Origin of the sequence: Weissella thailandensis, assembly GCF_005405465.1 — a bacterium.
Lineage (GTDB): Bacteria > Bacillota > Bacilli > Lactobacillales > Lactobacillaceae > Weissella > Weissella thailandensis.
Map to the genome: position 1 here is coordinate 44,847 of NZ_BJEC01000014.1, position 11,989 is coordinate 56,835.

Sequence of the window (11,989 nt, forward strand, 5' to 3'; positions counted from 1 at the left end):
AAAAATTAGCTAGAGCTGGCGTTTTATTTTATAAACTATTTTTATATAATCAATGTCATAGTAAATTGTGCTGAGGGTACATTGATGAAAAAAATAGTATTTTGTTTCAGGGCAACGGTAATTTATAATAACAATCATTTTTTGGGGCATTGGACAGACGTCAATTACCAAAAGGTATATGACAAATTAACTTTAGCTTGTGAGTCACTTGATGCAAATGGTTATATACAAATTATTGATGAGGGACTTGCCGAAAATAATCAAACAAAATGGACCATCTTAACACAACTTTGGGCTTATCACTGGGCAAAGTCTTGGCAGGTTGCTATAAAACAGGCAACACAGTGGTTAGAAATCAATGAGAGTGCGCAATGGTGCGAACGACGCTGTTACGGTCTCAATGACAAAATGGACGCCAGGATACCAATACCTCTGGTGAAAATTTCTGTCAATCAACAAGATATGACAGTTAATGAGCAATCCATTTGGAGTATAAGTGAGGAATATCTATATGGCTGTCAACTGACGACATATGTCTTAACCAATCATTGTCAGTTAACTGTTTTAAAGTTACGTTCAATTGGGACACAACAATGGTTAGGGCAACGAATTACAATGACCACTAATCACGCAACGCCTATGGCACTGGCGCTTTCAAATCAAGGCGATCAAGTAGCTTGGACGAGTAATGGTCAATTACGACAAATTGGCCAACAAACATTTTATGTGTCACATGATAGACTAGTACTAGAAACACATTTATTTAAGGGAAAACTTGGACAGCAACGGGGATTATGGCAGCGTTACTGGCAATTATTTGCGATTACGTGGGAAAAGGACTATCGTTGGGCGCGATTATATCAACACTTAATGTATGAAATCTATCTTAGAAAATCAATTCAAGAAATCCAAGACCTATTATGGGAACCACCATTAGATGTTACGGGAGATTTTTCTTGTCTGGCTTGGCAATGTGATTGGCAACCAGTGTTGACTGGATTTTGGCGACAATTAATTGGTGGCCATATGATTGACGGGCAATTAGTGATTGTCGATTGGCCGCAATTGCCGCTACTGGGGAAGCGTGAGTTAACAATCCATTTGGATCAGCAAAAATTCAAAGTCAGACTAACTGAATGGCAAATGGCGGTACAGCCAAGTAAGCCCTTAAACGTTGTCAGTCAGCAACGTCAAATACTGTGTCCACGACAATGTTGGACAGTTATTTGGCAAAATAGTTAATGTAAAGGAAAAATTTACAAAAAATAGGTATCACATTTACAAAGATTAGGGATAATAAATGTATGGTCATAGCAAAATAAATTTAGGAGGCGTTCACTAATGAAACGCAATTGGTTGATAAGTGCTGCAATCGTGATTGTTGCAGTCTGCCTATTAACGTTTGGCTACGCAACGCGACAAAAAGATAATGGCGTGAATATCACAGCAGTGGGATCCACAGCATTACAGCCACTAGTAGAGGCAGCAGGAGAGGACTTTGCTGGTGAAAATAAGGGCGTTTACGTTAACGTGCAAGGTGGTGGTACAGGTACCGGCTTAGCACAAATTCAGTCAGGTGCAGTCGACTTGGGCAATTCAGATATGTTCGCTGGTGAAAAGGACGCCATCAATGATAAAAAATTGGTTGATCATAAGGTTAGTGTCGTTGGTATTTCACCAATGATCAATAAAGAAGCTAAGGTTGATCATTTAACAAAACAGCAATTGATTGCAATTTTTACAAAAAAGGTGACAAATTGGCGCCAAGTTGGGGGTGCTGATTTGCCAATTATTCTTATTAATCGTGTGACTGGCTCAGGAACACGGGCTACGTTTGAAAAATGGGGCCTTGACGGCGCTAAATCAGCTGACTCTCAAGAACAAGAATCTTCGGGAACAGTCCAGTCAATGGTCAGTTCAACTCCTGGTGCGATATCATATGCTTCATTTGGTTATCTGAATGATTCAGTGGTTGCACCAAAAATTGATGGTGTTACCGCAACTAATGAGAATGTTATTTCAGGTAAGTGGCCAATTTGGTCTTATGAGCATATTTATACCAATGGTCAACCAACCGGAGAAGTTAAACAATTCCTAGCTTATATTGATTCAGAACATATTCAAAAAACGCTGGTACCAAAATTAGGATATATCTCAGTGCATGATATGAAGGTATCTCGTGATGAGAATGGTAAGTTAAGTACAGTAGATTAAGGAGTTTAGGCCATGGATTCAATTCGTGAATCATTATTAAAGAAATCAAAGGCAACTAAGAAAGATCGATTTGGTCGTGTGATTACTTTTTCAGCACTGTTATTGATCGTTGTCGTTGTTATCTCAATCTTTTTGTTTGTCGCTTCAAAAGGCTTGGCGACATTTTTCACCAACAAGGTCAATCTTTGGGATTTCTTGTCTGGTAAAAAGTGGGCTCCTGGCCAAACAAATGCGCAGGGACAACCCTTAACTGGTGCTTTGCCGATGATCACTGGGTCATTTTTGGTAACATTGATTGCAGCATTAGTTGCAACCCCATTTGCGATTGGTACGGCGGTGTTTATGACAGAAATATCACCTAAGCACGGTGCCAAAATTTTAGGTCCGGTTACTGAACTATTGGTTGGTATTCCATCAGTGGTTTATGGTTTTATTGGACTATCAGTAATCGTGCCAGTTATGCGTCATATTTTTGGTGGTTCTGGTTTTGGTATCATAGCGGGGGCCATGGTGCTATTTATTATGATTCTGCCCACGGTGACATCAATGACCGTCGATACTTTGAAATCTGTGCCACGCCACTATCGTGAATCCGCATTGGCATTGGGTGCAACGAGATGGCAAATGATTTATAAAGTTATTTTGCGTTCAGCAACACCGGGAATTTTAACGGCGGTGGTATTCGGTATGGCGCGTGCGTTTGGTGAAGCTTTAGCTGTTCAAATGGTCATTGGAAATGCGCCTTTGATGCCAAAGGGACTAACGTCACCTTCATCAACATTGACCTCTATCCTGACGCAAGGAATTGGAAACACGGTGATGGGCTCGTTAGAGAATAATGCCCTATGGAGTTTGGCTTTGATTCTCCTTTTGATGTCATTAGTCTTTAATATCATTATGAGAGCAATCGCGAAGAAGGGAGCAATGTAAGATGTTAAATCCAAAACAAAGTGATAAATTAGCAAGCATCATCTTATATACAATTGCTGGCTTGGTTATATTGATTTTGGCGGCATTAGTTGGTTATATTCTTGTTCAAGGTGTTCCCCATTTATCATGGCACTTCTTAACGTCACCATCATCTGCCTTTACTGCTGGTGGTGGTATCGGTGTGCAATTGTTCAACTCGTTCTACTTACTGATTATTACGATGCTGATTTCTTTCCCAATTGCTTTGGGAGCAGGTGTTTACTTGCACGAGTATGCTAATCAAAAAAGCCGCTTGATTCAACTCATTAGAACAGCTATCGAAATTTTGTCGTCGTTACCTTCCGTTGTTGTGGGACTGTTCGGTTTCTTATTGTTTGTTGTGCAATTCAAGTTAGGTTTCTCGATTTTATCAGGAGCCATTGCGTTAACATTCTTTAACTTACCGCTATTAACACGATCAGTTGAAGAGTCTCTCCGTAGTATTCCTGATTTACAAAGAGAAGCTGGTGCGGCATTAGGCCTGTCACGGTGGGAGACAGTTGGGCATATTATCTTACCTGCCGCTGTACCATCGATTGTAACCGGAGTTGTTTTGTCGGCCGGACGTGTCTTTGGTGAAGCCGCCGCATTGATCTATACCGCTGGACAATCTGCACCGGCTTTAGATTTCGGTGATTGGAATCCATTTAATACGGCGAGCCCACTAAATATTATGCGACCAGCTGAAACTTTGGCTGTGCATATTTGGAAAGTCAATTCAGAAGGTATTATGCCAGATGCAGCAGCTGTTTCAGCCGGTGCTTCTGCAGTCTTGATTATTGCCGTGTTGTTATTTAATTTCCTGGCACGGTTCTTGAGTAACGTTTTGTATAAACGTCTAACAGCGACAAAATAGAAAAGAGGACGGTCATTTATGGCAGCAGGAACACAAGGTTCTTTAAATTTAACAAATGAACAACCCGATCGTCATATTTATCATATGGACGAAAATAAGCATGAAATTGCTTTGTCTACCAAAAATTTAGAAGTTTATTATGGCGACCACTTAGCTTTACAGGGTGCTGATTTATCTTTTGAAAGATTTAAAATCACTTCATTGATTGGTGCATCTGGATCAGGGAAATCAACATTTTTGCGTTCATTGAATCGGATGAATGATGATGTTGCGACTGTTAAGGGAAACATTATGTATCGTGGTTTGGACATTAATTCGCAAGATATCGATGTTTATGAAATGCGTAAACATATTGGGATGGTCTTTCAGCGTCCTAATCCATTTGCTAAGTCAATCAGTGACAACATCACTTTTGCCCTAAAGCAACATGGTGTACACGATAAAGCAAAACTGGCAGAGATTGTGGAGACATCCTTAAAACAAGCTGCCCTGTGGGATGAGGTTAAAGATGACTTGAAAAAATCAGCCTTATCGCTATCAGGTGGTCAGCAACAGCGGCTAGTGATTGCACGTGCAATTGCTATGCAGCCAGATATTTTATTGCTGGATGAGCCTGCTTCTGCATTAGACCCAATTTCATCTGCTAAAATAGAAGACACGCTGATGGAATTGAAGAAGCGATTTACAATTATTATTGTGACGCACAATATGCAACAAGCGAGTCGTGTTTCGGATTACACAGCATTCTTTCACACAGGTCAAGTACTTGAATATGACTTGACCAGAAAAATATTTACACGGCCAAAGGTCCAAATGACAATTGATTATGTGAACGGTAACTTTGGTTAAAAGGGGAGCTAACAGATGACACAAAAAATTTTAACAACTGAGAATGTGCATCTTTATTACGGTAAAAAAGAAGCCTTGCATGGGATAAATCTTGACTTTAATAAAAATGACATAACAGCTTTGATTGGTCCATCTGGTTCAGGAAAGTCGACCTATTTACGCGCTTTAAATCGCATGCATGATTTATCGGATTCTGTGACTGTCAATGGTACTTTCATGTTCAATGGTCATGACATTTATGCGCCCAATACTGATACAGTTGCCTTACGCCAAAAAATTGGCATGGTCTTTCAACAGCCTAACCCATTTCCGTTTTCAATCTACGATAATGTTGCATTTGGCGTTCGCACTGCTGAGAAGAAAAGTAAAGCTGAACTGGATGAAATTGTTGAAAAGTCTTTGAAACAAGCGGCTATTTGGGATGAAGTCAAAGATAATTTACATAAGTCGGCTTTATCATTATCAGGTGGTCAGCAGCAACGAGTTTCAATCGCCCGTGCATTGGCAACGAGTCCGGAAATTTTATTGTTGGATGAGCCAACAGCGGCACTAGACCCAGTTTCAGCAAGTAAAGTTGAAAATACTATGATGCAACTGCGTAATCAGTTAACAATGATTATTGTGACCCATTCAATGGCGCAGGCATCACGCATATCTGATAATACGGCTTTCTTTATGGATGGTCATTTAGTTGAATTTAATCATACGAAGAAGGTTTTCTTAGATCCGGATCGGCAGGAAACACAAGATTATATATCTGGGCGTTTTGGATAAATTGATTTTTAGGGTATGATAAGGGAAACATAGAAAGGAAATATTGATATGCGCCAGTATTTTGATGATGAATTAGCAGACTTGGATACGTCCTTTAAAGAAATGGGGTTGCTTGTATCTGAGACTTTGGATGAAGCTGTTCAAGCGTTTTTAGATCATGATCGCGTTGTCGCACAAGAAATCATTGATCGTGACAAGGCAATTAACCAACGTGAAATTGCTATTGAGAAGAAAAGCTTTGAAATGATTGCTTTGTATCAACCCGTGACAACTGACTTACGTGAAATTATGACGGTACTAAAAGCAGTATCTGTTTTGGAGCGTATTGGGGATAATGCGCGAAATATTGCCATATCAACGATTCACGTTAAGGGTAACAAGCGTGTCGCAGAAATTGAAGAAACTATCGGTAATACGGGAACAGTTGTTGCCAAGATGGTTTCACAAGTTTTGGATTATTATGTTAACGATGACGCCGTTGCTGCTGAAAGTATTTCCGAAGTTGCTTCGGGGGTTTCAGAGACGACTAGACACATCCGTGAGCTGGCTATTGAAGCTAGTAAAGCTGACCCAGAACAAGTGACTGCGGCAACGGATTACCTAGTTGTTGCCGGCTATTTAAAGCGTACATCAGATTACGTAACTGACATTGCCGAATGGATTATCTATAAGCGAACAGGAAAAATCGTTGAGCTAAATCCTGGGACATCTTCATTTATTTAATGACTTATAAAGTAAGAAACAGTGGATCTAAATCTTGGTTCACTGTTTTTACTATTTCAGTTAAAATGAACATGAATGGAGGATACGATGCAAACAGTAACGAAGGTGACACGTCAACGGCGCAAGGGACGTTATAATGTCTACTTAGATGATGAGTATGCCTTTGCAGTTGATGAAAAAATATTGATTTCGTATAACTTATTTAAAGGTACGACCCTAGATGAAACGGCTATTGATGAAATTAAGACAGCCGAATTTAGTCAAAAAGCTTATACGAAGGCGTTGCTTTATGCAACTGGTCAAATGCGGACAAGCCAGCAAGTATCTCGTAAACTGAAAGACCAAGGTTATGACTGGGCAACAATTAAAGATGTGGTACAGCGTTTGCAAAATGATCATGTCCTTGACGATGAGACATATGCTGAAACGTATGTTGATCAAGCTAAGACAGCCGGTAAGTTGGGACCACGAGGCGTTAAATTTAAATTACAACAAGCAGGTATTGATCAATTTGTCATTGAAGATGCTTTAGTGGCTTACACAATTGATGATCAAATAGATGCATTGACGGAACGCGTGGGGGCTTTATTAGAGAAAAACGCTCGTCACTCAAAATTTTTAGCGGAACAGAAAACACAGCAAAAATTGTTACAACAAGGTTTTAATCAACATCTTATTCAGCAAGCAATTAGTGAGTACCGGGAAAACGAAGCATTTGATACTGATCAAGAGTGGGAAAATCTAGATCGAGATGCGACAATTGCAGCTGATCGTTATGCATCTTTTACTGGCTGGGAATTTAAAACGAAAGTTAAAGCAGCAATGTATCGTAAAGGCTACAATTTGAATTTAGTTGATCAATGGCTAAAGCAAAGAGACTAAGTCGACAGTGTTTTTTAACGGCTCGCGTGATACAATGAAATAGAAAAAAATTTGGTGAAATTCACAGAAAGCTCAAGATAATGAAAGATAGTCGATTACCACGTGAAGGCGACTTCGTAACTATTAAGAGCTACAAGCATGATGGGAGTTTACATCGGACTTGGCGTGACACAATGGTGTTGAAAACCAGTGAGAATGCAATTATTGGCTTAAATGATCATACATTAGTGACCGAAGATGACGGTCGCCGATGGGTGACACGGGAACCGGCAATCGTTTATTTTCATCGAAAGTATTGGTTTAACATTGTTGCTATGATACGAGAGAATGGTGTGTCGTACTATTGTAACCTGGCATCACCATTTGTGTTGGATAAAGAAGCGTTGAAGTATGTCGATTATGATTTGGATGTGAAAGTTTTTCCAAATGGTGAGAAACGTTTGTTAGATACAGACGAATATGAATTACATAAAGCACGTTGGCGTTATCCAGCAGATGTTGATTATATTGTGCGTGAGCATGTCAAAATCTTAGTCGATTGGATCAACAATCAGCAAGGGCCGTTTTCCGATGCCTATATTGACTTGTGGTACCGACGTTATTTAGAAATTAAACGTCGAAATAGTCAACAATAGTTGTCATAATATAAATAAAAAGACTGGGCCATGGGATGGTGCCAGTCTTTTTTGTTGCTATTTACAATAGCAGCACAGGATTATGATCTATTGAAACGAATGATAATATTCGTTATACTAAATTGTTAAGAATTTTAAAAATAATATAAAATAATAAAAAGGCGATTAATTATGGCATCATTAAAAGAAGCAACGCAAACCCGGCGTACATTTGCTATTATTTCTCATCCGGATGCTGGTAAGACGACAATTACAGAGCAGTTACTAAAGCTTGGAGGAGTTGTCCGTGAGGCTGGTACGGTTAAGGGTCGTAAAGGAAACTTTGCGAAATCTGACTGGATGGAAATTGAGCAAAAGCGTGGTATTTCTGTTACATCATCTGTTTTACAATTTGATTTTGACGGTAAACGAATTAATATTTTGGACACCCCAGGGCACGAGGATTTTTCTGAGGATACTTACCGTACATTGATGGCTGTTGATTCAGTTATCATGGTAGTCGATTCAGCAAAGGGAATTGAGCCACAAACTAAGAAATTGTTTGAGATTGTTAGCAAGCGGCACATTCCTATTTTTACTTTCTTCAATAAGCTTGACCGCGATGGTCGTGAGCCATTGGATTTAGTAGATGAATTAGAAACTACGCTAGGTATCAACGCCTATCCAATGAATTGGCCAATTGGTTCGGGTCAAATTTTGGCTGGATTATTTGATCGTTACCATAACAATGTGGAAGTCTATCGACCAGCTAGTGAATCAGAACGCTTTTTACCACTTAATGATGAGGGTGTTGATCTCGCTAAGCCAAATGCTATTCAAGAGAATTCATTATGGGATGATACACGTGATGAAATTGAGATGCTCCAAGATGCGGGTAATCAATTTGATGAAGCAGCTGTTATGAATGGTAAGCTAACACCAGTTTTCTTTGGTTCAGCACTACGCGGATTTGGTATCGAGACATTTTTGCAAACTTATATGCAATTTGCGCCAGCACCAGGAGCGAAAAACACCACTACTGGTGAAGCAATTGCACCTGAAAATGAGCAATTTACAGGTTTTGTTTTCAAAATTCAAGCAAATATGAATCCAAATCATCGTGATCGCATTGCCTTTTTGCGGATTGCTTCAGGGAAATTTGAGCGTGGTATGGATGTCACGTTGCAACGGACCAAGAAGAAAATTCGGCTCGCTAATGTGACGCAGTTTATGGCTGATACACGTGAGAATGTTGAAACAGCCTATCCGGGTGATATTATTGGTATTTATGATACGGGGAATTTCCAAATTGGTGACACGATTTATGCTGGTAAGCATGAAGTCGCTTTCGAAGAGCTACCAACATTTACACCTGAACTATTTATGCGTGTGCATGCTAAAAATGTCTTGAAGCAAAAATCATTCCATAAAGGTGTGACGCAATTGGTTCAAGAAGGAACGATTCAAATGTATACTGCTTGGGATTCGGGAGACTACATTATCGGTGCCGTTGGTGCCTTGCAGTTCGAAGTTTTCCAATTCCGTATGGAAAATGAATACAATACTGAGGTCTCATTAGAAACGATGGGTCCAAAGATTGCTCGTTGGATAAACCCAGAGCAGTTAGATCCAAAAATGGCATCATCACGAAACTTACTTGTTCGTGATCGCTATGAAAATCCCGTCTTCTTATTTGAGAATCAATTTGCGGAGCGCTGGTTTACAAATAAGTATCCGGATGTTGAATTGGAGGCCAAGCTATGACATTAATGTTACCTGTTATGCCAACTAATTGGCTGATGGGCGCATTGGTGTTTGCCGTGGTATTATTAATGCCTACAGCAGTTTATTTTGCTGGTCATTCGGCGTTAAGGCGGTTTCCAAAATTATTCAATGCCTTACATTGGTTGTTTGGGGCGTATTTAATTTATTTAATTGTTGCTGGCGTGGCAACTTTGTTAATTAGCTAAAAATTTAAACACTTGTGAGCAATAAGCGAACGTCTATCTGGTTCGTTTATGCGTTTATGCTCACAGGTGTTTTTTGTTATTTATAACATTAAAAAATAATGAACTTTATTTGTTTTAAATTAGATTGTTAAATTATTTTTTCTAATATATTATTGACATTTACTAGTTAAAAAGATTAAACTGCATTCAATCTTTAAATTTAAAAACATGTTTCGTATGAGTGGATTTGTTGTTAAGTTTAAAAATAATGAAAAAGAGGTGGTCAATATGAAGTACGGAGTTATCGGTGCAGGCGCAATGGGGTATAGGTTTGGAATCATGTTACAAAAGAACGCCGATGTTGACGTTGATTTTATTGACACTTGGGAACCTAATGTTGAAGCAGTTCGTGAACAAGGCGGTGTTTCTGTCGCCCGTGATCACGAAAATCGCCATATTGAACCCATTAATATTTTTTATCCCGAAGAATATACAGGTCATCCTGATGTTTGGATTGTCTTTAAAAAGCAGATGCAACTGGCAGAAGAGTTAAAACGTGATGCTGCGGCAGGTATTTTTCATGATGATCAGTTTGTTTTTTCTGCGATGAATGGGTTGGGGCATTTTGAAAAGATTGCCCAATATTTTCCTAAAGACCATATTTACTGTGGGACAGCAATGATTGCAACTCGCTTGGATGGTCCGGCTAACGTTGACTTTATGGGTGCTGAAGGAACTGAAGTTATGCACATCGCCAAATATGATCAACAAGCAGACGAAGAAACATTTCAGGCCGTGGTCGCTGACTTGAAACAGGCAAAATTAAACCCAGTTGTCGTGGATGAATGGTTGGGCATGTGTATGTCAAAGGTTGTCTTTAATGCGGTGACGAATACACTATGCACCATGTTTGAAATGCAGATGGGACAATTTATTGAGTATGATGGTGTTAGAGAAATGTCTAAACAACTGTTTGATGAGGCTTATGATGCCTGCGAGCGAGCTGGTATCTATTTGATTGCAACACGGCAGGAACAAGTTGATTCAGTAATCATGGTTAGTCAAGAATATAAATATCATTATCCTTCAATGTATCAGGATTTCTCGAAAGGACGTCCAACTGAGGTAGATTATATTAATGGCTATATTGCAAAAATAGGACGTGAACATGACTACGTTTGTCGCACTCATGAATTTGTTGTTCATGAAGTACACATGGCAGAAATGATGCGCAAATATCATCAAGTTCAGGAGAATGTGGCACAGTAGTCTATGGACCATCAAAATTAATACAGATTAAACGTAAAAGGATTGGGTGAACTGAACCCCGTAAGTTGGAGTAATTTCCAAAACTTACGGGGTTTTACTATGTTTTCAAAAGAAGTACAAATTGAAGCAGTCACGATGTACCTACAAGGTATTCCGCCTTATAAAATACGGAAAAAGTTTGGTATTAAAGGAACAGACACCATTCGTAACTGGGTTACTAATATCAAGGAACTTGGTGTCTATGGATTAAACAACGCTAGTCAAAGTAAGACAAATTATCAATATTCCTTTAAAATCAAGGTAATTCAATGGCGACTTGAGCACAAAGCTTCGCTTCCGGTAACTGCTAAGAAATTTCATATTCGTACCCCAGCTACCATTTGGCAATGGGAAAGAGCACTGGAATCTGGGCGCCTGAAATCTAATAAGCAAAGGCGGAAGAAAATTATGACTAAGCAAGAAGATAATAAAATTAAGAAACTTGAAGAAGAGAATGAATTACTGCGTATTAAGGTAGCCTATCTGGAAAAACTCGAGGCCTTAGCACAGGAGAAAAAGAAATTACAAACCAAGACAAGGCGGTAGTAATTACTGTGTTAAGGCAAGAATTGAAATGTAAATTGAAATTAATTCTTCAAGTAGCAGAAATGTCTAGTAGTAGCTACTATGATGCTTGCAAGCGAGCATATAAAGAATATCCTCGTGATTTGATTAATGCCATTACTGCAGTTCGTAACGAAAATCCCGATTATGGTTACCGTCGTGTCACTCAGGAATTGCATAACCAAGGGTTTAATACCAACCATAAGGTTGTATTGAAAATCATGAAAATGAACGGTATTCTTTGTACTGCATTTAACCGAATAACTCGTAAGTACAATTCATATGTT

At 39.1% G+C, this 11,989-nt stretch carries 14 protein-coding genes; all 14 read left to right on the forward strand.

Annotated elements, in window-relative coordinates; all coding sequences use genetic code 11:
* The first annotated feature begins 84 nt into the window (after positions 1-84).
* Positions 85-1,242: a hypothetical protein gene (locus tag FFM62_RS07245; protein ID WP_115470318.1), complete on the forward strand. Its 1,158-nt coding sequence runs from the start codon at positions 85-87 to the stop codon at positions 1,240-1,242.
* Between the two features lie 99 nt (positions 1,243-1,341).
* Positions 1,342-2,214 carry a phosphate ABC transporter substrate-binding protein PstS family protein gene (locus FFM62_RS07250; RefSeq protein ID WP_115470319.1) on the forward strand — a complete coding sequence of 291 codons (873 nt, stop codon included), beginning with the start codon at positions 1,342-1,344 and terminating at the stop codon, positions 2,212-2,214.
* 12 nt (positions 2,215-2,226) lie between these two features.
* Positions 2,227-3,144 (forward strand): phosphate ABC transporter permease subunit PstC, encoded by a 918-nt coding sequence (pstC, locus tag FFM62_RS07255; RefSeq protein WP_115470320.1) that lies wholly within the window; start codon positions 2,227-2,229, stop codon positions 3,142-3,144.
* A 1-nt stretch (position 3,145) separates the two neighbouring features.
* Positions 3,146-4,039: a phosphate ABC transporter permease PstA gene (gene pstA, locus FFM62_RS07260; protein ID WP_075270123.1), complete on the forward strand. Its 894-nt coding sequence runs from the start codon at positions 3,146-3,148 to the stop codon at positions 4,037-4,039.
* 18 nt (positions 4,040-4,057) lie between these two features.
* Positions 4,058-4,888, forward strand: a complete 831-nt coding sequence (gene pstB, locus FFM62_RS07265) for a phosphate ABC transporter ATP-binding protein PstB (protein WP_115470321.1) — start codon at positions 4,058-4,060, stop codon at positions 4,886-4,888.
* 15 nt (positions 4,889-4,903) lie between these two features.
* On the forward strand, positions 4,904-5,662 hold the full coding sequence (gene pstB / locus FFM62_RS07270; RefSeq protein WP_115470322.1) for a phosphate ABC transporter ATP-binding protein PstB: 759 nt from the start codon (positions 4,904-4,906) through the stop codon (positions 5,660-5,662).
* 48 nt (positions 5,663-5,710) lie between these two features.
* Positions 5,711-6,385 (forward strand): phosphate signaling complex protein PhoU, encoded by a 675-nt coding sequence (gene phoU / locus FFM62_RS07275; RefSeq protein ID WP_115470323.1) that lies wholly within the window; start codon positions 5,711-5,713, stop codon positions 6,383-6,385.
* A gap of 87 nt (positions 6,386-6,472) precedes the next feature.
* Complete coding sequence (locus FFM62_RS07280) at positions 6,473-7,267, forward strand: RecX family transcriptional regulator (RefSeq protein WP_240005931.1); 795 nt, start codon at positions 6,473-6,475, stop codon at positions 7,265-7,267.
* Between the two features lie 80 nt (positions 7,268-7,347).
* Positions 7,348-7,902: a nucleoside tri-diphosphate phosphatase gene (gene ntdP / locus FFM62_RS07285; RefSeq protein WP_075270118.1), complete on the forward strand. Its 555-nt coding sequence runs from the start codon at positions 7,348-7,350 to the stop codon at positions 7,900-7,902.
* A 171-nt stretch (positions 7,903-8,073) separates the two neighbouring features.
* Positions 8,074-9,645, forward strand: coding sequence for a peptide chain release factor 3 (locus FFM62_RS07290; protein ID WP_115470325.1), 1,572 nt, complete (start codon positions 8,074-8,076; stop codon positions 9,643-9,645).
* Positions 9,642-9,851, forward strand: coding sequence for a hypothetical protein (locus tag FFM62_RS07295; RefSeq protein WP_115470326.1), 210 nt, complete (start codon positions 9,642-9,644; stop codon positions 9,849-9,851). Before FFM62_RS07290 ends, FFM62_RS07295 begins: the two co-directional genes overlap by 4 nt.
* A gap of 267 nt (positions 9,852-10,118) precedes the next feature.
* Complete coding sequence (locus FFM62_RS07300; protein ID WP_115470327.1) at positions 10,119-11,099, forward strand: ketopantoate reductase family protein; 981 nt, start codon at positions 10,119-10,121, stop codon at positions 11,097-11,099.
* Positions 11,100-11,198: 99 nt separating this feature from the next.
* On the forward strand, positions 11,199-11,684 hold the full coding sequence (locus tag FFM62_RS07305; protein ID WP_137604534.1) for a helix-turn-helix domain-containing protein: 486 nt from the start codon (positions 11,199-11,201) through the stop codon (positions 11,682-11,684).
* A 62-nt stretch (positions 11,685-11,746) separates the two neighbouring features.
* The coding region (locus tag FFM62_RS07310) for an IS3 family transposase (RefSeq protein WP_137604535.1) at positions 11,747-11,989 on the forward strand (243 nt) is incomplete at its 3' end.

Bases quoted from the DNA above. Each gene is read 5' to 3' on its own strand.
- FFM62_RS07245 (WP_115470318.1), top strand. From the start codon at position 85: ATGAAAAAAATAGTATTTTGTTTCAGGGCAACGGTAATTTATAATAAC.
- FFM62_RS07250 (WP_115470319.1), top strand. From the start codon at position 1,342: ATGAAACGCAATTGGTTGATAAGTGCTGCAATCGTGATTGTTGCAGTC.
- pstC (WP_115470320.1), top strand. From the start codon at position 2,227: ATGGATTCAATTCGTGAATCATTATTAAAGAAATCAAAGGCAACTAAG.
- pstA (WP_075270123.1), top strand. From the start codon at position 3,146: ATGTTAAATCCAAAACAAAGTGATAAATTAGCAAGCATCATCTTATAT.
- pstB (WP_115470321.1), top strand. From the start codon at position 4,058: ATGGCAGCAGGAACACAAGGTTCTTTAAATTTAACAAATGAACAACCC.
- pstB (WP_115470322.1), top strand. From the start codon at position 4,904: ATGACACAAAAAATTTTAACAACTGAGAATGTGCATCTTTATTACGGT.
- phoU (WP_115470323.1), top strand. From the start codon at position 5,711: ATGCGCCAGTATTTTGATGATGAATTAGCAGACTTGGATACGTCCTTT.
- FFM62_RS07280 (WP_240005931.1), top strand. From the start codon at position 6,473: ATGCAAACAGTAACGAAGGTGACACGTCAACGGCGCAAGGGACGTTAT.
- ntdP (WP_075270118.1), top strand. From the start codon at position 7,348: ATGAAAGATAGTCGATTACCACGTGAAGGCGACTTCGTAACTATTAAG.
- FFM62_RS07290 (WP_115470325.1), top strand. From the start codon at position 8,074: ATGGCATCATTAAAAGAAGCAACGCAAACCCGGCGTACATTTGCTATT.
- FFM62_RS07295 (WP_115470326.1), top strand. From the start codon at position 9,642: ATGACATTAATGTTACCTGTTATGCCAACTAATTGGCTGATGGGCGCA.
- FFM62_RS07300 (WP_115470327.1), top strand. From the start codon at position 10,119: ATGAAGTACGGAGTTATCGGTGCAGGCGCAATGGGGTATAGGTTTGGA.
- FFM62_RS07305 (WP_137604534.1), top strand. From the start codon at position 11,199: ATGTTTTCAAAAGAAGTACAAATTGAAGCAGTCACGATGTACCTACAA.